The sequence below is a fragment of the Micromonospora sp. CA-248212 genome, assembly GCF_050948405.1.
Taxonomy (GTDB): domain Bacteria; phylum Actinomycetota; class Actinomycetes; order Mycobacteriales; family Micromonosporaceae; genus Micromonospora.
Map to the genome: position 1 here is coordinate 304,416 of NZ_CP192023.1, position 22,399 is coordinate 326,814.

Here is a 22,399-nt window from a genome sequence, read left to right on the forward strand (position 1 = left end):
TCATCTCCTTCCATGCGCTTCCGCACTCGTACGGTAATCGATCGTTCTCAGCGGGTGAGGTCGGCTGCCGAGGCGGGTAGCCGGAGGCGCCGTCCTTGCTGAGACATGGCGTGCATCAACTTGAAGCCCTCGCGGGTGAGCAGATCACCGTTGAGGACTGCCATCGATACAAGGTCGATCGTTTCGCGCGTGGTGATTCCGCGAAAGCGGGCGAGCCGCAGAGCTTCCTGGTCGTCCGAAATCCACCATGAGCCGGCCAGCTCTGGCCAGTGCTCAATCACGTAGCAGGTTTCCGCCTCGCCCAGGTGCTGCAGCGGCTTATCGTCCGTACCGCCGAACACCGCCCGCCGAATGCGGTTGATCTGCTGGATGTCGGACTCGTCGGTCACCTCGATCGCCTCGCCCAGCCAGCCTTCCGAGGCCAGGCGGTGCAGGGCGGAAAGGACGCTCGCCGATCGGCTTGCCTCGTACGCGACCGCTTCGGTCCAGCGCCCCCGTCCGTTGAGCACCGACTTGAGCAGGTCGAGCCGGTCGATGGCGGCAAAGTTGCACAGGACGGTGTTGTCCGGGAACAGGAACTCGCTCATGGGGCATCGTGAGTTCCGTGCTCCAACTCGATCCCGCGCCTGAGTTGGTCGACATCGACGCCGAGTAGGCTCGCATAGGGGCGCAGGGTCGCTGCGCCGGCTTCGTAGGCGGCGTAGGTGTCTCGGACGAGAAGCCCGGGCGGGCGTGGTCGGGCCGCCTCGGTGACCAGGTGGGCGAACACCTCGCCCCGGCCGGCTACGTGCGCTGCTTTGGCGGCGGTCAGGGACTTGAAGCGGTCGCAGGTTCCGGCGTCGATGAGCCGTAGCTGCAGCAGTCGGTACGCCAACGCGGACGGCGTCACGATCAGATCACAGGCTAGGGCAGCGAATGTGTCATCGGTAAAGCCGGTGGGGCCGGCGGCGGCGCGCAGTATGTCCTCGGGCATGAGGAAGGCAGCGGCGAAGGCGTTGGCCCGCATTTCGCTCGGGTCCTTGGCCTGCGACTTGTCGTAGACGTCCCGGTCAAGATGGACGTCCTGGTTGTCGTCGGTGAGCAGGTGGGCCAGCTCGTGGGCGAGGGTGAACCGCTGCCGGGCGGGCACGTGCGAGGTAGCCATGAGGATGAGCTTGACGTGCTGGGACGAGGTCGCCAGGCCGTCGAACCCAGGGCCTAGTTCGACGACGGCGACGTCGGCGCCGAACACCGCCTCGATCACGTCGGCCAGGTTGCCGGTCGCGACCGACCGACCCGCCTGCGTCAGGCGGGTGAGGGCTGCATGAGCCAACCGGCGCCCCTGATCCGCGTATCCGCCGTTCGTGGGACCCAGGGTCAGCGGCCGCCAGGGCTGCGGGTAGCCGAATGACGCCATATCGGCGCGCAACGTGCTGTATCGCCGCGCAGCGGTGATCGCCTTGGTGGCACTACCGCCGGTGGTTCGGGCAGCCATCGCCAGCGGCGGCTCGTCGCCTGTGATGAGCCAGTCGACCGTCACCTGGCATAGCTCGGCGATGCGTGCGAGATCGACCGAGGAGAACCGGCGGGCACCGCTGAGTGACTTCGACATCTTCGACTCGTCGAGGCCGATGCGCTGCCCAAAGGCGCGACGACTCATCCCGGATGCCTCGATCAGGCCCAGGACTCGCTCGGCAACGCTTGACATGTGGCAGATCTTATCTACGGCCTTGCGAAAATCGCAAGCCCTGTGGAGAATGGCGGACGGTGAGCGACGAGGGGAAGACACTGACGTGACGATCATGGCTAACCAGCGGACCGGGAGCGGGCCCGGATTCGCCGTGCCGCTCCTGCCCGAGCCGGGCCAGGTGGTCACCGTGCGCGGTTCGACGTGGGCCGTGGTCGAGGTGCGCCAGCAGGGCCTGCCCCGCAGCCCTGCGGACGAGGGCGCAGCCGGTCTGACGCACGTGGTGGCGCTCCAATCGCTGGAGGAGGACCGCCTCGGCCAGGAACTTGCGGTCGTGTGGGAGCTGGAGGTTGGCCACACGGTCGCTCCCGACCAGGGACTGCCCGAGACCATGAGTCCGGAGGCGTTCGACGACCCGAACACGCTTGCCGCGTTCGTCGACGCGGTGCGCTGGGGTGCGGTCACCTCGGCGGACGCGAACTCGTACCAGGCCCCGTTCCGCAGCGGCGCGAACGTCGAGGCGTACCAGCTGGAGCCGCTGCGGCGCGCGCTGCAGTCGTCACGAACCAACCTGCTGCTCGCCGACGACGTCGGCCTGGGCAAGACCATCGAGGCCGGCCTGGTCATTCAGGAGCTGCTGCTGCGCCACCGCGCCCGCACCGTGATCATCGTGTGCCCGCCGAGCCTCGCCTTGAAGTGGCAGGATGAAATGCGCGAGAAGTTCGGCCTGGACTTCGTCATCGTCAACAGCGACCTGATGGCCACCGTCCGGCGCAGTCACGGGCTGAACGCCAACCCCTTCCGATTGTTCCCCCGAGTCATCGTCAGCATGTCGTGGCTGCCCACGCTGCGCGCCCAGCGGCTGCTGCGGGACGTGTACGCCGACGTGGCGGACACCACCACGGCCCGCCGGTTCTCCTTTGACGTCCTGGTGGTCGACGAGGCCCACCACGTCGCACCCGCCAGTCCCACCACCGCGCCGGGCCGGCGCGGCTACGCCGTGGACAGCCACCGCACGACGGCGACCAAAGCGCTCGCCGAGCGGTGCGAGCACCGGCTCTTCCTCAGTGCTACCCCGCACAACGGGTATTCGGAGTCGTTCACCGCCCTGTTGGAGATGATCGACGGGCGAAGGTTCACCCGGGGCGCCAACCTCGACGAGCGCGCGCTGCGCGACATCGCGGTCCGCCGGCTGAAGACCGATCTGCCGGAGAAGGGTTTCCACCGGCGGGTGCTCCGACCGATCGTGTTCACCCCGAGCGATGAAGAGCAGCGGCAGTTCGGCACCCTCACTCGGATCCTTGCCGAAAGCGCTCGGGCCAACGGCAAGTCGGGTGCTGGCGGCATCGTGGCCATGCTGCTGAAGAAGCGGTTCCTGTCCAGCCCGTGGGCGTTCGCCCGCACGCTGGAGCTGTATGAGGAGGCGACTGACGGCGGCCGGCTGGCGGTTGACGACGAGGAGCAGTACTACCAGGAGGTGCTCGGCAGCGGACAGTCCGACGAGGAAGAGGGTGACGTCGAGCATCCCGAGTTCACCACTCTGCGGCAGAGTAAGGGCTCCCATGCGCTCGTGACGGCGACCAACGACGAGATCGACGAACTCGTCGACTGGGGCCGCCGCTACGAGCACCGCCCGGATTCCCGCCTGGAGGCGCTGATCGGCTTCCTTGATGCGATCTGCCGCCCCGACGGCAAGACGTTCACCAATGAGCGGGTCGTCGTGTTCACCGAGTACGCCGCCACGCTGGACTGGATCGCCCGGGTGCTGGCCCAGCGCGGCTACCGCGATGTCCTCGCCACCATTCAGGGCTCGACGCCGGCCGACGAGCGGGAACTGATCCGCGACCAGTTCACCAAGGACCCGGCGAAGTACCCGGTCCGGGTGCTGGTCGCCACGGACTCCGCCGGCGAAGGCATCGACCTGCAGGACCACTGCCACCGGCTGGTCAACTTCGACATCCCGTTCAACCCGTCGCGGCTGGAGCAGCGGATCGGCCGTATCGACCGGTACGGCCAGAACCACACACCGGAGATCTACCAGCTCGTCCCGGACTCGACCGGAACGGCGTACGCGCGGGACGTGAACTTCCTGATCGAGCACATCGCCAAGAAGGTTGGCACGGTCGCGGCCGACCTGGGGTCGGTCAACCAGGTCATCGACGCCGCCGTGCAGGACCACTTCAATCCGGCCGCGGCCGGCCGCAGAAGCAGGCCGGCCGTCCCCGACGACGGGAACGCGGTGATCACCCGCGCTCTCGCCGGTGGGATCACGCTCAACCGCCAGCTGACCGAGCTGTCCCGCAACTACGACGTCCGCAAGGCGGAGATGCACCTGACGGCCGCGAACGCCCGCCGGGTCGTCGACGCCGCGCTGACACTCACCGCGCAGCCACCGCTGGTACCGGACGACAGTTTCGCCCAGGATCTCGACGCCGAGGTCTTCCGCGTACCCAACCTCGGCTCCGCGTGGCAGTCGGCGTTGCGTGGCCTGGACACCCGCAGCGAGCCCGGCGTGCCCCGACCGATCACGTTCGACGACAAGGCCGCAGAGGGCCGCCACAAGGAGCTGGTTCACATCCACCTCGGGCACGCCCTGATGCAGCGCTCCGCGCGTGTCCTGCGCAGCGCGCTGTTCAGCGTCGACTCCCCGGTCCACCGGGTCACCGCGGTTATCGTCGATGGCCTGCCGCAGTCCTGTGTCGCCGCCGTCTCCCGCCTGGTCCTGGTCGGCCGGGGCGGCCTGCGCCTGCACGAGGAGGTGTTCCTCACCGGCATCCGGGTGCACGGCCAGGCGATGGCCGAGGCCAAAGTGGAACAGGTCCTCGACGAGACACTCGACGCACACGACCTCACCCTGGCCGACGAACCCGTACGCGCCGCCCTCGCAGACCTGTGGAACGCCGAAGACTCCCGGCTGCGCACACGTCTGCTGACCGCGATGGCCCGCAAGGCCGAGACCCGGCAGGAGAAGGTCACCGAGGCGCTGCAGGTGCGCCGGGACTCCGACGTCACCCGCGCCCGGGAGATCTTCGCCGCGTTCCGGACGAACCTTCAGGAGTCCCGGGACCGGCTGACCGCCGAGATCCGCAGCCAGGAAGAACTTCTGTTCACCGACGACCAGCAGGCCCAGCGGCGCCGCGACCTGCGCGCCATGGAGGACCGGTTGGCGAGCCTGGACGATGAGGAACAGCGCGAGATCGCCGCCATCCGTGAGCGATACCGCGACATCAAGCCGCACGTGTCCGCCGCCGCGGTCGTCTTCGCGCTGACCCCGGCCGACGCCGAGGCCGGAAGGGTGGCGGCATGAACCGCAAGCACGTACCGACCGCCGCGGACCTGCACCGCGGGTGGCTGGAACTGGTTGACACCGACGGCCCGTTCCTGGCCGTGCCGGCGCTGCGGCGAGTCTGGCCGCAGGGCATGCCGCAGCCGGAACGCCACGCGCTCGCCGCGCTGAAGGACGCCAAGCCGGCGTTCGAGAAGGCATGGGAGAACTGGGACAAGCACCCCGGCGACGCCGCAGCCCTGGCCTTCTACCGCCAGGCCCGCGACACCTGGGTCGACGTCGTCGTGCGTAACGTTTTGGGCTGGGGCGACTCATACCGCACCGAGACCGGCATCGCGAGCGTGCGTTCACCCAACCACGCCGTGACCGTACGTCCCGACGGCGCCCTCGTCCACGGTGACCTGACCGGCGCGCTGGTCCTGGTCACCGACCCGGTCGACTCGCTGCGCGACCCGCTCGACGACGGCTGGGCCACCAGCCCCATCGACCGCATGGACGAACTGCTGCGCGCGGCGAAGGTCCCTATCGGCGTTGTTACCGACGGCCGCTGGTGGGCGATCGTCAGCGCCCGCGAGAAGACCATGGTCGCCTCCGGCATCGTCGACGCCCAGACCTGGATCGAGGAACCCCACGCCCGGAACGCGTTCATCGAGTTGCTCCAGCGCCGCCGGCTCGTCGGCGGCAAACCGGAAGACCGGCTCGCCGAACTGTTCGGTGTATCCGTCGCCGCCGCCGAAGAGATCACCGAGGCGCTCGGCACCCAGGTCCGCCGCGCCGTCGAACTCCTCGTCCAAGCTCTATCGGAAGCAGCCCTGGACGCCGATCCCGATCCGCTGCCGGACAACCGCGCCCACGTATACGAGGCAGCCGTCACGGTCATGATGCGGGTGGTGTTCCTGCTCTTCGCCGAGGAACGCGGTCTGCTGCCCCAGGGACGGCTGTTCGCCGCGGGCTACGGCATCAGCGGCGAACTGGACGCCCTCGACTCCCGCGCCCGAGAGGAAGGCACCGAGGCGCTCGACGCCACGCACCTCACCTGGCACCGGCTCCTGGCCACTTCGCAGGCGCTGTTCCACGGCTCGTCGTTCGAAGACATCCGCCTGCCCTCGTACGGCGGATCACTGTTCGACCCGAGCCGCTTCCTGTTCCTCACCGCCCGCAACGACGGTGGCACCCTCGCTATCACCGTCAGCGACCGGGTGATGCTGGAAGTCCTGAACGCCGTCCAGGTCGCCAAGCTCAAGGGACAGCCGGCCCGCCGGATCTCCTTCCGTGACATCGACGTCGAGCAAATCGGCTACATCTACGAGGGCCTGCTCGGCTACTCCAGCGCGCAGGTCGACGAGGTCATCGTCGGACTGATCGGCAAGGAGGGCGAGGAACCCGAGATCCCCCTCGCCATTCTCGAAACACTCTCCGCCGAGACACAGACCGACACCGTCCTGGCCGACGCCATCCTCGCCTGGGTCAAGGACCATCAGCCGGCGGCGACCGCACCGTCCAAGTCCGCGCTCATGAAAGCGATCAAGGAAAGCGCCAAGATCGAGGACGCCGAACGCGCCCTGCGGGCGGTCACCACCGACGAGCAGCTACGCGACCGGCTCCGCCCGTTCATTGGCATCATTCGCCGCGACCTTCGTAACCGCCCCCTCGTCGTAGTCCCCGGCGGCGTCCTTGTCGTCGAGACGCCGTCGCGGGCGTCGGCCGGCGCCCACTACACCCCGCGCTCGCTCGCCGAAGAGGTCGTCCGTCACGCCCTCGAACCGCTCGTCTACGACCCGGGACCGCACCAGCAGGCCGACGGCTGGGTGCCGGTGTCGCAGGACCGCATCCTCGACCAAGGTCGCCGATATCGCCTGCGGATCCGGCGCCTTCCTTGTCGCCGCCGCCCGCTACCTCGCCGCCCGCCTCGTCGAGGCGTGGCGCAGCGAGGGCGTCGCGGTCGGCACGCCGCACGAACAGCAGACCCACGCCATCCGCACGGTCGTGGCGACCTGCCTTTACGGCGCCGACATCAACGCAATGGCCGTCGAGATGTGCAAACTCTCGCTTTGGCTGGTCTCACTCGACCCGAAGCTGCCGTTCTCCTTCGTCGACGACAAGATCCTGCACGGCAACTCATTGCTCGGCCTCACCGACGTCCGGCAACTCAAGCACAAGCACATCAACCCTGACACCGCACCCCACCAGCCCAGCCTGCTCGACCTTGACGTCGATGGCGTGCTCCGTCAAGCGGCCCGACTCCGCCAGAAACTCGCCACCGAGGTCGACGACAGCGACCCGCAACGCTCGGCATCCACCAAACGCCGGCAGTGGCGCGACTACCAGCAGCTCATCGCACAACTCACCGACATCGCCGACGCGGTGGTCGCCGCCGGACTGCGGCTCGGCGGCAAGCCCGGCAAGGCGCTGCGCGAGGCGTACGAGAACCTGCTCGTCGCCATCGAACGGGCCTATCCCGGCTCTAGCGGTACACCGGACCGCAACATGCTCGACAAGATCCTCGACGCCGGGCTCACCCCGACGGTGGAAACCGACTACGAACGCTGGAAGCCGCTGCACTGGATCCTCGCCGTGCCCGATGTCATGGAGCGTGGTGGCTTCGACGCGATCATCGGAAATCCGCCTTTCGTAACAGGGTCAGATATTACGGGCGCGATCGGGTCTAACGTTCGAGACTGGCTAGTCCATATCCTGGCGTATGGACAACGGGGCAACGCCGACCTCGTAGCCTATTTCTTCCTGCGAGCTAGCGAGCTCGCCGCGAGTCAAAGCGCATTCGGTCTTATTGCTACAAATAGCATCGCGCAAGGCAAGACGCGCGAAGTGGGCCTGGATCAGATGGTGGATAAGGGATTCACCATTACGAGGTCCATCCAGAGTGAACCTTGGCCGGCGCAGGGAGCAAGCCTGGAGTATTCGGCAGTCTGGGGATCGCCGGGCGTCATCGCGCCCTCTGTGCCTAGAACCGCAGACGGTGTTCAAACCCATCGGATCACGACACTATTGGAACCCGCAGGCAAGGTGGAAGGGCGACCCGTTCGGCTCGCCCAAAATCTCGGAACGGCGTTTGAGGGATGTAAACCTTCCGGAGCTGGGTTCATTGTCACTCCCGATGAGGCGAATTCGTGGATTGAAGCCGACAAGCGGAACGCGCGCATATTGTTCCCATACCTCAACGGTGGCGACCTAAACTCGCGTCATGATGCGTCGGCTTCCAGGTGGATTATCGACTTCAATGAAGCGTCGGAGCCGGAGGCTCGGGCATACCCCATCCCTTACCGGCGTGTGCTCCAACGCGTGAAGCCGCAGCGTGCAAAAGGGTCTATGGCGATGAGGGACGCCCCGTGGTGGCTCTTTGAGCGGTCCCGTCCAGCTATGCGTCGGGCAATCGCCGCTTTGGACGAGGTTCTTGTCATGGCAAGGCACTCTGTTACGTTAATGCCGTACCGCGTGAAGAGGTCCTTCTTGTTCGGGGATGCGCTGGTAATCTTCGCTACCGATTCATATGCCGATCAGGCCGTCTTGTCGGCAAGCCCTCACCAGATGTGGGCGATTAAGTACGGATCGGGTCTACGCAGGGATCCGCGCTATACCGCATCGAATGTGTTTGCCGCATTTCCGAGACCACTGCCAACGGAACGCATGGAGCGAATGGGTCGGAAGCTCGATTCTAGTCGGCGAGAAATAATGGTCCGGCGGGAAATTGGGTTGACCGACCTCTACAACCTCATCAACGATCCCGCCACGACAGATTCCGCAGATCGTGACGTTGCTACAATGCGCGCTATCCACATCGAACTTGATGAAGCAGTTATGGGCGCGTGTGGATGGAGTTCGGTGTCGCTGGATCACGGCTTCCACACCTATCGTCGGATGCAGAGGTGGACCGTAAGCCCGAACGCGCGTGTGGAAATTCTCGACCTGCTGCTGGCGGAAAACCACCGACGCGCTGCTGCCCAGGGTGAGGCACCGCCGCCTACTGAGGAGGAACTGGATGAGGGGGACGGCGAGTGACCGCCGCGCAGAAGCCGCCGAAGGACCGGCGGTACCGGCTCAAGTATGAGCCGGACGGGCGGTCGTGGACGGCACGGGAAGATCTGGTCGACATCCTCGAACGTGAGCTCCTTGGTCCAGCAAACGGGCCCGAGGAAGTGCTCGACGCTTCGCCTGACGTTGTGTACTTGATCGGTCGGATCGCTCCGGAGCGGCTCAAGGCGGGCAGTGACGACCCGAAGGAGGCGGAGTCCGACGATGTCGTCACCGACGTCGGCGATGCCCTCGATGCCTTGGAGAGCCGTGGGGTTCCGGTCACCGCGGTTGAGGAGAGCGGCGCGGGCGCCGACGAGGATGCCGTGGAGGACGAGCCGCAGAAGCGCGGGCTGATGATTCCCGCCTCCATGGGCCTGCGCTGCCAGCTTCCTATGGACGTTGCGGAGTTCACGGTGACCGCGTCGTGGGGCGTCTACGAGCCGATCAACGAGAAAGGCGAGGACGACAAGGCCGGGATGCGCAGCTACATGCGCATCCCCGTCGAGATTCCGGCGAAGGTCGTCGTGGCCGACCTCGCACCCGGGAAGACCACGACGGTCCCGTTGAAGGACAAGGTGGTTCTTCGGATCGATCGCCACGACGCTCCGGAGCGTGGTTGCAGGCTTATCGAGATCGCTCTGTGCAATGACCAGGTGACCCCGCGCAAGATCCCGGTAAACGCGTGGCTGTTCCAGACCGTGCTGCGGGTCGAGGTGGGTGGCGAGGACGTATTCCTGCCGGTCGCCGATCCGTTGATCGATACGCGTCCGGAGCGCGATGACGAGCTGCGCCGGCTGCGGTTGCAGTATCGGGACCGGCTGGAGTTCGCCGTGGGTCGCACCTGCTCGGTCGATTGGGACGTGGACGACGGCGCGCGGCGGGCGCGTGCGGTATGGACGACCTGGTTGCCGACGTGTCAGACGCCGCAGACCACCGCTGAGGAGATCGGTGCGGCGCTGCTGGATATGAAGCGTCTGGAGTCGGCGGGCGTGGACGAGCTGCGGGCCGGCTTGGAGCCGATCGTGAAGGGCTACGCCACATGGCTGGAAGGGCAGAAGAACGAGGCCGAGGCGCTTCCCGATCATCTCCGTGGTGAAGGGCTGGACGCTGTTCGGGAGGCGGGCAGGGTTCAGCAGCAGCTCGCTGGTGGGCTGGACCATCTGCTCGGTGATCCCGAGGCTTTGCGGTGCTTCCGGTTCATGAACCGGGTGATGGCCGACCAGCGCGTCCAGTCGCAGGTCGCCGCGCGTCGGGCCAAGAATCCGACGGAGAGCATCGAGCAGGCGCGGAAGGCGGTGCTCGCAGAGGGGCCGAAGGCGCACTCATGGCGTACGTTCCAGCTCGCGTTCGTGTTGATGCAGCTTCCGCTGCTGAGTAATCCGGCGGCGCCGCGGCGTTCTGGGGATCTGGCCAAGGCGCAGCTGTTGTTCTTCCCGACCGGTGGCGGCAAGACCGAGGCGTATCTCGGCTTGGCCGCGTACACGTTCGCTATCCGCCGCCGGCAGGGCATCGTCGACACCCCGGACGGGCCGCTCGACGGTGGGCGCGGTGTGGCGGTGCTCATGCGGTACACGCTGCGGCTGTTGACCGCGCAGCAGTTCCAACGCGCCACGACGCTGGTGTGCGCCGCGGAACGGGTTCGCCTGGAGGATGAGGCGACGTGGGGGACCGAACCGTTCCGGATCGGGTTGTGGGTGGGCACGGATGTTAGCCCGAAGCGGTACGACGAGGCCGCGACGCAGCTCAATCGGGCGAACCGGAGCGGCGGCGGATACCGGTTGACCGTCCTGCAGATCCAGCGGTGCCCTTGGTGCGGCAGCCGGATCAGCGCCCGGAACGTGCGGGCCGCCGAGGGGATCCGCCGGGTGTTCGTGTACTGCGGCGATGACCTGGCGCGCTGTCCGTTCGCCGAGGGTGGCGAGGTGCCGGATGGCCTGCCGGTCCTCACCGTCGACGAGGAGATCTACCGGCTCGCGCCCGCCTTCCTCATCGCCACGGTGGACAAGTTCGCCCGCCTTGCCCGCGAGGGTGAGGCGGCATCGCTGTTCGGTTACGTGTCGCGGCACTGCGGGCGGCACGGCTTCGTGCACACCGATTATCGGCATTGCGACATCAAGGACGGCAGCAAACACCCCAGGAGCAAGGACGGTTTCCCACAGGCGGCCGTGCACCCGACGTCGCGATTGCGGCCGCCCGACCTCATCATTCAGGACGAGCTGCACCTGATCACCGGTGCTCTCGGGACAACGGTCGGGTTGTTCGAGGTGGCCATCGACGTGATGGCTGGCTGGCGGACGGAAGCCGGTGATCGGGTGCGGCCGTTGGTGGTCGCTTCTACAGCGACCGCGCGCAACGCCCCGGACCAGGTGCGCGCGTTGTACGGCCGGGACGTCACGATTTTCCCGCCCCAGGTCCTCGATGCCGGGAAGACCTTCTTCTCCAAGGAGGAGAAGATCTCCGAGGAGTTCCCAGGCCGGCGCTATGTCGGGTTGTCCACCACCGGGGTCCGCCTGACGACCGCCGAGATCCGGGTTGCCGAGGTGCTGATGGCGGGCGCGCAGCTGCTGTTCGACCGGTGCGGTGACGTCGCCGACCCGTACATGACGCTGGTCGGCTACTTCAGCGCCACCCGGGAGCTCGCCGGCATGGCCCGATACATGGGCGACGACATCCAGACCGCCCTAGCCAAGAGGCGTCCCTGGTCGTTGCTGCCGAGCCGTACCGGAACGAACTTCGGGTCGCTCAACGTCGCCGAACTCACGTCCCGAGTCTCCAGCGCCGACATCACCGCCACCCTGGACCAGATGGCGGTGCCGTTCGACGCGCAGTTCGACTCCACCGCCGGCAAGCGGGAGCTTCGGGCATTGCGCGAGGCGCACAAGCCGGTGCCGGCCCGGGACGTGAGCCCGTACGACTCGGTCCTGGCCACATCGATGCTTCAGGTCGGTGTGGACGTGACCAGGCTCGGGCTCATGCTGGTCGTCGGTCAGCCGAAGAACACCGCCGAGTACATCCAGGCATCTTCGCGTGTCGGCCGGGACGCAAAGAGGCCCGGTCTGGTGATCTCGCTGGGCAACTGGGCACGGCCCCGCGACCTGGCCCACTTCGAGCAGTTCCGCCACTACCACGAGACCTTCTACGCCCAAGTCGAGGCGTTGTCGGTAACTCCCTTCTCGACGACGTCGCTGGAACGCGGGCTCGACGGGGTCCTGTTGAGCGCCGCTCGCGTGGTGCAGGCAGCCGAGGCGCAGGGACTGTCGCCGGAGCAGAGCGCCGGCCGGATCGACGGCCAGCGCACCTTCGCGGTCGAGCTGATCGACGCGTTGGTCGACCGGGTGTTGAACGCCTCGGACGAGGACTCGGCGGACCGGGCGCGGCAGCGGCTACTCAACCGGCTCGACCAGTGGGACAAGCGCCGTAAGCACGTGGCCGACCTGCGCAAGTCTTTGGTCTACGAGAAGGTTGCCGATGACAGCCGCCAGGACACGCTGATGATGAGCGCGGAGAACGCCCGGTCCCGGGCCGACGGGCGGGACGCGCCGCCGTTCGTGGTGGCCAACTCCATGCGCGAGGTGCAGCCGGAGATCAATCTGCTGGTGAGCCCGATTAAGGAAAACCTGTTCTACATCGCGCCGCCCGGCGCCCCGACATGGGTACTGCCCGAGGAGAGCGGAACGTCATGACCGACGTCGCCAGATTCGTCTACGACGCAGCGACGGCCGTCGACCCACTGGGCGACGCGGAGAAGGAAGCCGAGAAGGCAACCAAGCACAACCGCGCCAAGGTCGGCTCCGGCCGCCCGTCGTCGCTGCTCTACACCTACGGGCCCGGTTCGATCATGGACCTGCCCCAGTTCACGATCATGCCCACCGGACTCGACGACTGGGACCGGATCTGGCGCCGCCGCGACGGTATCCCACAGATCCGCGCGCCGCGGCTACGGGAGGTGGTTGCCCGACTCCTACGCTCACGTGACGTCCAGTTGCGCCCTCATCCATGGCAGCCTAAGAAGATCAGCCTGTCCACCGAGGGCAACGACCTTGGCGTACCCGCTCGGGTCTTCCCGCAGTGGCTTCGTTGCACCGGCTGCGACATGCTCGGGCTGCTCTCGCAGTTCTCCTACACCAACACCCACCCGTTTCGCACCGATCTGGCGTGCTTCGAACACGCAAAGTGCACCGGGCGCAAAGGCGGCGGTAGCCGCAAGGCGACCAGTCGGACTGCTGTCCCTGCCCGCTACCTGCTCGCCTGCGTCGACGGTCACCTCGACGAGTTCCCGTACGACCTGTGGGTGCATCACGGCAAGGCATGTCCCGAGGTCGAGATACCGGCGCTGAAGATGGTTGACCGCACCGCCGGCAAGGGCGCGTCAGCGGTCATCCACTGCGAATCCTGCGGACAGCGCCGACCGATGAACGAGGCCCAGGGCGAGGCCGGGCGTAGCAAATTGCCGAACTGCCGCGGCCGTCATCCCCACCTCGACGCGTTCGAGCCGAAGGGATGCCGCAACAAGACCCGGCTCATGCTCGTCGGCGCGTCAAACCTGTGGTTCCCCGCCACCCAGTCGATCATCGTGATGCCGGAGTCCCAGCAGGAACGCACCAGCGACCTCGCCAACCGGATCCGCGTCGCGCTCGGCGACAAGCTAGCCAAGTACCGCGACGACCTCGAAACGCTCCGAGACGTGCTCGACGGCAAGGTCGACGTCTCAGAACTGTCCGACGAACAGCTGAACGACGCTGTTGCCGCCGCGATGGCGCCCCCGGAGTCGGCCGAGGAGCAGGAGGCGTGGCTTCGCGACTGGGATCCAGTTGATCTGCTCGTCCCCGAATGGCGTTACCTACTGAAGGACCCACTCGGTCTGCGCCACGAGGACGAGACGAGCGGACTGACACTTTCTAGGCGTGACCGCGACGCTGACCTTCGCACCGAGATCGTGCGGGTCTTGGCCGTCGAACGGCTGCGGAAGGTCAACGCCCTGGTCGGGTTCACGCGTATCGACGACATGGACCGGGCCGGCGACCTGCCCCAGCGTCTAGCCCCGCTCGCCCGCGCCCCACGTCCGGCCTGGACGGTCGCCACCGAGGACCGCGGGGAAGGCATTTTCCTCCAACTCGACGAGCGGGCCGTCGCCGTCTGGGAGAAGCGCATTCTCGCGACCGAGCTCTGGGAGGCTCACCGCGAGGCACACGAGCGCAACTTCGAGAGGCGCTTCTCGGAAACTGCGAAGCATGTTAAGGCCGACTCGCGCCTCAAACCGCCCCGGTACTGGCTGGTCCATACGCTAGCTCACGTACTCATCCGGCAACTGGCGATGACCAGTGGTTACTCTGCCGCGAGCCTGAGCGAACGCCTCTATGCCTGGCCGGAAACGAATAACCGCGAGGCGGCGGTCGGCCTATTGATCTGCACCACGGCATCCGACAGCGATGGCACCCTCGGCGGACTCGTCCAGCAGAGCGAACCCGCCCGACTGCAACGAGTCGTGGCCAACGCGCTCTACCGCGCAACGCGATGCTCCTCAGACCCGATCTGCGCGATGCGCCAGCCCGACAAGTCCGAGGACTTCCTCCACGGCGCGGCGTGCCACTGCTGCGTCATGGCATCCGAAACGTCCTGCGAACGCGCGAACCGCTTCCTGGACCGCCGCCTGCTCGTCAACCTTCCCGGGAGCCGCGTTGGATTCTTCGGAGACATCGATTGACGCTTCCGCCGCCCGCCGCCTCGGTCAACTGCTTACCGGCACCGAGGCAAGACAGGTCGCGGGCCGCCTTGCCGACGGCGACACCCTGACCGTCGCGCTGAAGGCCATCCCGGCCGGACGTCGTGCCGAAGTTCGGTCTTTAATGGGCGAAGACTCAAAAATTTCTCTGATCGCTGTGCTCCGAGCGATCGAGGGGGCGCGTACGGCGCCAAATTCAGCTGTTGCGCTGTGGACAATGCCCGGGCACGTCGCCCGAGGCGGACCTCTCACCAGCTCAGTCAGCCACTTCGTCGAAGATGCTCGGCAATCTGTGACCTGCTCTACCTTCAACTTCCAGCGTTCGTCCGCACTATGGGCAACGCTTCGGCGCGCGGCACTGCGGCCGGAACTGGCCGTGCGGGTCTACGTCGACACTGCCGCTGCCGACCACGGCCCGAGCCGTTCAACCCCGACCACCACTGAGGTGGCTAAGCATCTGCACCCCGGGCTCGTCTTGCGAACGAGGGAGTTCAACGGTGTCCGAGTCCGTAATCATGCTAAATTCATCGCGATCGACCACCGCTTTTTGCTAGTTAGTAGCGCGAACTTTTCCTGGAGCGCAGAGAACGGCAATGTCGAATTCGGGATACTCATCGACAACCGCAATCTGACTGAGGCAGTCGAGCGCGAAATGCTTGACGCCGAGGACCTGCTCTACGAACATGTTGTCTGTGGCCGAGGGGCTTCGGCGCCACGAGTTGACGGCTTGAGCGGGTGAGGCGCGGCCCAGTCGGATAGCTCAACGATGCTCGGTGCCGTCGTTGATGCTCCGCGTACGCTCGGAAGCTGTGTGCCGGACCGGCGCCGGCTGGACGGTGCGACACGTTTGCTTGCTGGAACCCGGCGATATCCGGCGCGACAACCGTCGAGACTCGGATGGACGGTCGGCTTTCGGGACTCATGCCGGCCAACCGCCTTACGAACAGACGAGCACCCTGCGAGGTGCCAGGGTCCACCAGGGACGTAGATCGTCATGTCGACGGGCGCGAGCCGGCAGGTGAGGCTCGATATCTCGTCGATGAATACCGATGTAGCGCAGCGACACCTATGGATTAAAAGTCCACAGCTCTGCCATTGAGCTAGCGGCCCGCGCGCTCAGGTTACCTGACAGTCAGCGATGCCGGCTCTCGGCTTCCGGCCGGCCGTCGATGCCTCGTCAGAGCACCTCGCCCTTGATCGACTCGACTTCCGGGAAGGCGGGGCATCAGGGCGCCCGGGACGCCCCGGTTTTCGGGAAGTCGAGTCGATCAAGAAGGCCGCGGCGGGACACACGGTGGTTGAGCTGGTCCTGGGCGGGTACGGGGTCGGGCATGCGGATCGTGGTGGTGGGGGCGAGCGGCAACGTCGGTACGGCGGTGCTGCGGCGGCTGCGCCGGGAGCGCGGTGTGGAGCTGGCCGGGGTGGCCCGGCGGCTGCCCGGACCGGATGCCGGTACGCCGTACGACCAGGTCGAATGGCACTCCTGCGACATCGGCGCGCCGGCTGCCCCGGCTCAGTTGGCCGAGATCTTCGCGGGCGCGGACGCGGTGGTCCACCTGGCCTGGCAGATCCAGCCCAGTCACGATCAACGGATCCTGCGGCGGACGAACGTCGACGGCAGCCGGGCGGTGTTCGAGGCGGTGGCGCGGGCCGGGGTGCCGGCGCTGGTGTACGCGTCGTCGGTCGGCACGTACGCGCCCGGCCCGAAGGACCACCCGATCAGCGAGCGGTGGCCGGCCACCGGAGTGTCCGGCTCGTCGTACAGCGAGCACAAGGCCGAGGTCGAGGCGCTGCTGAACGGGTTGGAGCGGGAGCACCCGGCCCTGCGGGTGGTGCGGCTGCGACCCGGTCTGATCTTCCAGAGGGACGCCGGCGTGGAGATCACCCGGTACTTTCTCGGCCCGTTCGCGCCGGTACGACTGCTGCGCTTCGGTCGGATTCCTCTCGTACCCACGAACCGGCGGCTGCGGATGCAGGCGGTGCATGCCGACGATGTGGCTGACGCGTACGCCAGGGCGGTTCTGGGTGATGCGCGCGGCGCTTTCAATGTCGCCGCAGACCCGGTGCTGACGCCGGAGCTGGTGGCTCGGCACTTCCATGGTTGGACGGTGCCGGTCGCGGCGCCGGTGCTGCGGGTGGCGGCGGCGCTGACGTGGCGGGCGCGGCTGCAACCGGTCGACGCGGGCTGGGTCGAGCTGGGGCTGAACGCGCCGCTGATGTCCAGCGAGCGGGCGGAGACCGAGCTGGGCTGGACTCCCAAGATCGACGCGTTGACCGCGCTCAAGGAGCTGTTCGCCGGCATGGCCGGTGGCGAACACACCCCCAGCCCGCCCCTGTCCGCCGCATCCCGGCAGCCCGGCCGCCCCACCGGCCTCCTGGCGGGCCGTCCCCCAGGCCAAGGAAACCCCTACTGAGGTGATCAAGAGGTTCGCGTCACCAGACGGACGAAATCTGACGCAAACCTCTTGATCACCGGGCCAGAAGACCAGAAGGGGGGTCAGGTGAGCGCGGCGCCCAGGAAGAAGATGCCGGGGTGGCCGGGGGTCTCGAACTTGCCGCTGGGGTTGCGGCGCAGGGTCGAGTTCTCGATCTTCATGGTGCCGGTGCGGTTGTTGCTGACGAAGAAGATCGCGCCGCCGCCCTCGTTGGCCCTGTTGTTCTCGATGATCGTGCCGGCGATGCGGACGGCGAACTCGTTGCCGTCGCAGTAGATCGCGCCGCCGCTGCCACCGCCGGGCGTCCCCGACTTGGCCGGGTTGGCGCCGTTGCCGATGGCCTCGTTGTTCCGCAGCAGGCTGTTCAGCACCGTCCACGACACGCCAATGCTGCTCAGCGCCCCTCCGTTCGAGCAGGAGCCGCCGTCGAAGGTGCTGCTCACGACGTACACCGGCTTGTTCTCGTACTGGCTCAGCACCCGCACGGCCGCGCCGCCCAGGTCCGGGCCGGTACGGTCGCAGCGGTTCCGAACGAAGCGTGAGTTGACGATCTTGAGCCGCCCGCCGCGGACGAAGATCGCGCCCCCGCCGCCACCCTCGGCCCGGTCGCCCGTGGAGTTGCCGTCGGCGAAGGTCAGGTTCTGCACGGTGAGCTGCGGGTGGTCCTGGTTCTGGCAGTGCGAGGTGGTCCAGCCCTGGGCCTCGTCGCAGGTGTTCAGGTAGAGGATGCGGCGCTGTCCCTGGCCGCTCAGCGTGACCTTGCCGCCGCCGTCCAGCACGACCTTCGGCCCGTTGGCGTTGCGGACCTTCGCCGTCGCGGCCATCTTGATCGTCACCGGGGCCGGTCCACAGTCGAACGTGATGACGCCACCGGCGGCGACCGCCTTCACCACGGCCGCGGAGGTGCAGCTCGCCGGGGTGCCGGTGCCGACGGTCCGGGTCGGCTTCGAGGTGTCCACGGCACGGGCCTCGGTGGGCACGCTCGCGTGGCCGTTCGGGTTGCCGGCCGCAAGCACCTTGGCTGCCGAAGTGGTCGGCTTCGGGCTGGCGCTGGCCCCCGGACCGCCGAGGCCGTCGCGTCCCGCCGGCACGACGTCCTGGTCGCCGGTCGCCACGGCCTGCGGCGAGGCGGGCGGCGTGGCGTTCGGCGTCGGCGCGTCGGACGCGCATGCGGGCAGGGTCGCGGTGGCGACACCGAGGACGAGCAGGGCGGCAAGCGACGTCATGCGCACCCCGTGACTCTAGGAGTCGCGACGCCGCGCCGCCGAATCCGCCGGGCCAGGTTTAACCCCTGGCTAAGGCTCGACCCGCGGTCAGGCGTGGGAGAGGGCGAACGCGGTCAGGAAGCCGGCGACCGTGATGAGACCGACCAGCAGGTGGGCGTTCTCGAACGCCTCCGGGACCATCGTGTCGGTGATCATGGCGAGGATCGCCCCGGCCGCCAACGCCGTGATGGCCGCCAGCACCTCCGGTGGCGCGCCACCCAGCAGCGTGTTGCCGACCAGCGCGGCGAGTCCGCTGATCAGCGCGATCCCGGTCCAGAGCAGGAACACGTACCGGCGGGTCCGGCCGGCCTGGCGCATGCCGGCCGCGCTGGACAGCCCCTCCGGGATGTTGCTGAGGAACACCGCCACGACCGTGACCAGGCTGACCGCGCCGCCGGCCAGCAGGCTCGCGCCGATCACGACCGATTCGGGTACGCCGTCCAGCAGCGCCCCCACGGCGATGGCCGACCCGGAGCCGGGTTGCTCGCCCTCGGAGGGCTGCTGACCGCCCGAGCGCTTGCGGTGTCGCGCGCCGCGCCGGGCGAGGCCCACGTTGGCGAGGGTGTACGCGCACGTGCCGCCGGCCGCGCCGATCACCGTGGGCAGCATCCCGCCCTGGTCGTGCGCGACCTCGATCAGCTCGTACGAGACGGCGGAGAGCAGCACGCCCGCGCCGAACGCCATGACCGACGCGATGAGCCGCTGGGGCACCCGCGCGAACCAGCCGACCGCTGCTCCGATCAGCAGCGCCGACCCGGCCAGCAGTCCCCATCCGCCCGCCTGCAACCACTCCGGCATTCCCGGGACCGTACCCCGGGTGGTGGGGGCGGCAAACCGTGCTCAGAAGTCGGCGAAGAGGTACGGGACCGCGCGCGGAAAGATGCCGCGCAGCTCGGCGGCGGCGTCGACCGGCACCTCGCCCAGCCCTCGCAACGGCAGCTCGGACGGATCCAGCACCCCGTACGCCAGAGCGGAGAGCCCGGCCGCGGTGAGCGTCGCGGTCGGCGCCGGGCCGCGGTCGCCGGCAACGATCTCCAGGTTGCCGGTCGTGCCGTCCAGCAGGTGGGTGCCGGCCAGCCACCGGTCGTCGGTCAGTTCGACGCGGACCCGACCCGGCCCGGCGGGCAGCCCGCGCAGCGCGTCCAGCGACAGGAGCCGGGCCATCGGCGCGGACGCCCCGGGGCGGCCCGCCCGCGCCTCGACGTGCACGTCCAGGTCGGTGAGCCACAGCTCGGGCAGCTCGTCCGGCGGCACCTGGACGCTGACCCGTCCGACCTGGTCGACGTGCCGGGCGAGGAACTGCAGCAGCAGCATCCGGGCGAGCGGGTCGGTGGCGAGCAGTTCGTTGCCGTGCAGCGTGCCGCCGTGCTCGTCGATCCGGTAGGTGACCGCGCCGGTGACCTCGCCGTCCACCCGGGCGGTGAGCAGCCAGTGCTCGTCGCGGTCCCGCAGCCCGACCGCCCGGTAGTCCGGGAAGACCGAGAAGCCGTGCCGGTCCCGCAGGCAGCGCTCGGTGAACGCGCGCCACGCCGGGTAGCCCGCCCCGATCCGCTCCCAGCCCACCTCGCCGGGGAGTTCGGCGCGCAGCAGCGGCCCGAGGTCGGCCGGGGTGAAGGTGACCGTGCGCGGCTTGGGGAGCCCCACATAGCCGAACCGGGCGTAGAAGCTGGGTCGGAACGGGTAGAGCGCGCTGAGCGCGTGCCCCTCGTCGCGCATCTCGTCGAGCAGTTGGTGCAGCAGCGTCCGTACGTGCCCCTGCCGGCGGGCCAGCGGATGGGTGGCCACACTGGCGACGCCGGCCATCGGCAGCACCACCCCGCGCAGGTTCTGCCGCATCGGGATGGCCGAGGCAGCGGCCAGCGTGACGCCGTCCTCCTCGACGGTGAGCGTCGTGTTGCCCTCGTTGTAGGGCAGGTAGTCACGGAACTGCTCGACCCGCGCGGCGCCCAGCGGTGACGAGTCGAACGCGTACGCGGCCAGCGGGAAGCTGGTGGTGAGACGGTCGTCGGCGGTCACCCGGCGGATGGTCATCCGCTCATCTCAACCCGCACGGCCTGCGACAGCAACCGGATTGACCAGATCCGCTCAGCCGACGGGTAGGTGGCGCAGGTGCCGGCGGCGGCGCAGCCGCACACTGGCCACGGTGGCCACGCCCACGACCAGCAGGGCGGTGACGATGAGGCCGTGCAGCACACCCCGGGTCAGGTAACCGTCGTCGGTGTGGTCCACCGCCCAGGTCGCGATCTCCCGGCTCGACCAGAACGGCGTCAACCTCGCCCCCGACTCCGCCGGGTCGATGAGCATCTGCACGGTCACCACCGTGAGCAGCAGCAGCGTGCCCTCCATCTCGCGGGGCAGCAGCGTGCCGATCAGCACCCCGAACGGCGCGGCCACCGCGACGCAGCACAGCAGCGCCGCGACCAGGCCGCCGTAGCGCAGGTCCGCGCCGTCGAGCATCGGCAGGAGGAAGAAGGGTACGGAGATGACGAGCCCCACCGCCCACAGGCCGAGCATCCGGCCCAGGTAGAGGTGGTGCGGACGATAGCCGGCCAGTCGAAGCCTCGGCTCCAACTCCCGCGCCGCGGTGGTCGCGAAGAGCGCCGCGGTGCTCACCGCCCAGCAGACGCCGAGCAGCAGCGACCGGACCGACTGACCGAGGTACGCGTCCCGCCGGATCAGGTAGAAGGTCAACGGCATCAACAACAGCAACAGGAGTACGCCCCGACGCCGCAGCAGCTCCCGTAGCGTCATCTCGGCGACGGTGACGAGCCTGTTCACGGGCGGCCTCCTCGAACACCGGGCGCGACCCGCCCGGACTGGTGTGCCGGGGTCAGGTCGAGCACGGTGTCCACCCGGTCGAGTTGGTTCAGGAGGTGGGTCACCACGACGATCGCCGCGCCCCCGTCCCGCAACCGGCTGAGCTGATCCCAGAAGTTGACGTAGGTGCCCTGGTCGAAGCCCTGGTACGGCTCGTCGAGCAACAGGACGTCCGGCTCGCTGAGGGTGGAGATGGTCAGGTTGAGCTTCTGCCGTGTGCCGCCGGAGAGGTGCCGGGCCTGCACGGTGCCGCCCGCCTCCCAGCCGAGCTGTCGGGCCGCCGCCCGGCCGGCGCGGCGGGCCGGTCCACGGGCGATGCCCTGGCCGGCGCCGACCAGCACGAAGTGCTCGTCGGCGAGCAGGAAGTCGGAGGTGCCGCCGGACTGCGGGCAGAAGCCGAGCCGGCCGTTGACGGTCACCTCGCCGGCGTCGGGCGACATCAGCCCGGCGCAGATCCGTAGGAAGGTGCTCTTGCCGCAGCCGTTCGCGCCGACCACCGCCGCGATCTGTCCGGCCCGGACGGTCAGTGAGACGTCCCGCAGCACCGTCTGCCGGCCGTACCGTTTGGTGATGCCCGCCGCGTGCAGCCGGACCGGTCCGGGGCGTGGCCCGGGCGCGGTGCCGATGCTCTCCACGATCGCGCCCGCGTACTGCTGGGGTGGACCGAAGACGACCCAGGGATCACCGCCGGAGTCGCGCAGGTGTGTGGCGGCCTCGGCGACCACGTGCCGGGCGGCGTCCGGCGCGACCCGGCGCTGGTGCAGCTCGGCGGCGAATGTCCGGAGCCAGTCGTTGGCGTTCACCCGGCAACCCCCTTCGTGACGATGTCGTTCACCGGCCGCACGAAGGTGAGCCAGGCGCTGCCGCCCTCGCGCAGCGCCGCCTGCCCGTCGTCGGTGAGCCGGTAGTACTTGCGGGCCGGCCCGGCGGTGCCCTCCCGCCACTGGGCGGTTACCAGACCGGTCTTCTGTAGGCGCAGCAGGACGGGGTAGAGCGTGCCGCCCTGGATCGGCCCGACGCCCGCCGCGTCGAGCGCCTGGGCGAGTTGGTAGCCGTAGGACTCGCGTTCGGCCAACAGGGCCAGGACGCAGATGTCGAGCACCCCCCGCAGCCACTGCCCGCGCCGGTCGGAATCCACAGCCGGGACACTAGTGCCGCAACCTAGATGGCACAACC

Annotated in this window: 15 protein-coding genes; 7 read left to right on the plus strand and 8 right to left on the minus strand. The window is 68.3% G+C overall.

Going from position 1 to position 22,399, the window contains the following annotated elements; translation table 11 throughout:
• Positions 1–47 precede the first annotated feature (47 nt).
• The gene (locus ACQP03_RS01475; RefSeq protein ID WP_357392507.1) at positions 48–587 is read right to left on the minus strand and encodes a hypothetical protein; all 540 of its coding nucleotides are present in this window, start codon (positions 585–587) and stop codon (positions 48–50) included.
• Positions 584–1,783: a helix-turn-helix domain-containing protein gene (locus tag ACQP03_RS01480; protein WP_357392506.1), complete on the minus strand. Its 1,200-nt coding sequence runs from the start codon at positions 1,781–1,783 to the stop codon at positions 584–586. Before ACQP03_RS01480 ends, ACQP03_RS01475 begins: the two co-directional genes overlap by 4 nt.
• Between ACQP03_RS01480 and drmD the strand changes: the two genes are divergently transcribed.
• The 7 genes from drmD to ACQP03_RS01515 all read left to right on the plus strand — a co-directional run bounded on the left by drmD (position 1,782) and on the right by ACQP03_RS01515 (position 17,120).
• Positions 1,782–4,973: a DISARM system SNF2-like helicase DrmD gene (gene drmD / locus ACQP03_RS01485; protein ID WP_357392556.1), complete on the plus strand. Its 3,192-nt coding sequence runs from the start codon at positions 1,782–1,784 to the stop codon at positions 4,971–4,973. The two genes, ACQP03_RS01480 and drmD, sit on opposite strands and share 2 nt — an antisense overlap.
• Positions 4,970–7,126 carry a hypothetical protein gene (locus tag ACQP03_RS01490; RefSeq protein WP_433459944.1) on the plus strand — a complete coding sequence of 719 codons (2,157 nt, stop codon included), beginning with the start codon at positions 4,970–4,972 and terminating at the stop codon, positions 7,124–7,126. Before drmD ends, ACQP03_RS01490 begins: the two co-directional genes overlap by 4 nt.
• Positions 7,008–8,969, plus strand: a complete 1,962-nt coding sequence (locus tag ACQP03_RS01495; protein WP_433461118.1) for an Eco57I restriction-modification methylase domain-containing protein — start codon at positions 7,008–7,010, stop codon at positions 8,967–8,969. The genes ACQP03_RS01490 and ACQP03_RS01495 overlap by 119 nt, the downstream gene beginning before the upstream one ends.
• Positions 8,966–12,667, plus strand: a complete 3,702-nt coding sequence (gene drmA / locus ACQP03_RS01500) for a DISARM system helicase DrmA (RefSeq protein ID WP_357392504.1) — start codon at positions 8,966–8,968, stop codon at positions 12,665–12,667. Before ACQP03_RS01495 ends, drmA begins: the two co-directional genes overlap by 4 nt.
• Entirely contained in the window at positions 12,664–14,688 is a 2,025-nt protein-coding gene (locus ACQP03_RS01505; RefSeq protein ID WP_357392503.1) for a DUF1998 domain-containing protein, read from the plus strand. Before drmA ends, ACQP03_RS01505 begins: the two co-directional genes overlap by 4 nt.
• Entirely contained in the window at positions 14,663–15,445 is a 783-nt protein-coding gene (gene drmC, locus ACQP03_RS01510; RefSeq protein ID WP_357392502.1) for a DISARM system phospholipase D-like protein DrmC, read from the plus strand. The genes ACQP03_RS01505 and drmC overlap by 26 nt, the downstream gene beginning before the upstream one ends.
• 592 nt (positions 15,446–16,037) lie before the next feature.
• Positions 16,038–17,120, plus strand: coding sequence for an NAD-dependent epimerase/dehydratase family protein (locus tag ACQP03_RS01515; protein ID WP_357171629.1), 1,083 nt, complete (start codon positions 16,038–16,040; stop codon positions 17,118–17,120).
• Positions 17,121–17,203: 83 nt separating this feature from the next.
• Here ACQP03_RS01515 and ACQP03_RS01520 read toward each other — a convergent pair whose 3' ends face one another.
• From ACQP03_RS01520 to ACQP03_RS01545, 6 genes are all read right to left on the minus strand, one after another.
• On the minus strand, positions 17,204–18,367 hold the full coding sequence (locus ACQP03_RS01520) for a hypothetical protein (RefSeq protein ID WP_357133849.1): 1,164 nt from the start codon (positions 18,365–18,367) through the stop codon (positions 17,204–17,206).
• 87 nt (positions 18,368–18,454) lie between these two features.
• Positions 18,455–19,204, minus strand: a complete 750-nt coding sequence (locus ACQP03_RS01525; protein ID WP_357133803.1) for a ZIP family metal transporter — start codon at positions 19,202–19,204, stop codon at positions 18,455–18,457.
• A 42-nt stretch (positions 19,205–19,246) separates the two neighbouring features.
• Positions 19,247–20,437 carry a GNAT family N-acetyltransferase gene (locus tag ACQP03_RS01530; RefSeq protein WP_363660389.1) on the minus strand — a complete coding sequence of 397 codons (1,191 nt, stop codon included), beginning with the start codon at positions 20,435–20,437 and terminating at the stop codon, positions 19,247–19,249.
• A 54-nt stretch (positions 20,438–20,491) separates the two neighbouring features.
• Positions 20,492–21,184: an ABC transporter permease gene (locus tag ACQP03_RS01535; protein WP_357133799.1), complete on the minus strand. Its 693-nt coding sequence runs from the start codon at positions 21,182–21,184 to the stop codon at positions 20,492–20,494.
• A complete protein-coding gene (locus tag ACQP03_RS01540; RefSeq protein ID WP_357392499.1) occupies positions 21,181–22,026 on the minus strand; it encodes an ATP-binding cassette domain-containing protein in 846 nt (281 codons plus the stop codon). Before ACQP03_RS01540 ends, ACQP03_RS01535 begins: the two co-directional genes overlap by 4 nt.
• Positions 22,023–22,361, minus strand: coding sequence for a PadR family transcriptional regulator (locus ACQP03_RS01545; RefSeq protein WP_357133795.1), 339 nt, complete (start codon positions 22,359–22,361; stop codon positions 22,023–22,025). Before ACQP03_RS01545 ends, ACQP03_RS01540 begins: the two co-directional genes overlap by 4 nt.
• Positions 22,362–22,399: the final 38 nt, after the last annotated feature.

Coding starts and splice junctions, on each gene's coding strand:
- ACQP03_RS01475 (WP_357392507.1), bottom strand. CDS start 587: ATGAGCGAGTTCCTGTTCCCGGACAACACCGTCCTGTGCAACTTTGCC.
- drmD (WP_357392556.1), top strand. CDS start 1,782: ATGGCTAACCAGCGGACCGGGAGCGGGCCCGGATTCGCCGTGCCGCTC.
- ACQP03_RS01480 (WP_357392506.1), bottom strand. CDS start 1,783: ATGATCGTCACGTCAGTGTCTTCCCCTCGTCGCTCACCGTCCGCCATT.
- ACQP03_RS01490 (WP_433459944.1), top strand. CDS start 4,970: ATGAACCGCAAGCACGTACCGACCGCCGCGGACCTGCACCGCGGGTGG.
- ACQP03_RS01505 (WP_357392503.1), top strand. CDS start 12,664: ATGACCGACGTCGCCAGATTCGTCTACGACGCAGCGACGGCCGTCGAC.
- ACQP03_RS01515 (WP_357171629.1), top strand. CDS start 16,038: ATGCGGATCGTGGTGGTGGGGGCGAGCGGCAACGTCGGTACGGCGGTG.
- ACQP03_RS01520 (WP_357133849.1), bottom strand. CDS start 18,367: ATGACGTCGCTTGCCGCCCTGCTCGTCCTCGGTGTCGCCACCGCGACC.
- ACQP03_RS01525 (WP_357133803.1), bottom strand. CDS start 19,204: ATGCCGGAGTGGTTGCAGGCGGGCGGATGGGGACTGCTGGCCGGGTCG.
- ACQP03_RS01530 (WP_363660389.1), bottom strand. CDS start 20,437: ATGACCATCCGCCGGGTGACCGCCGACGACCGTCTCACCACCAGCTTC.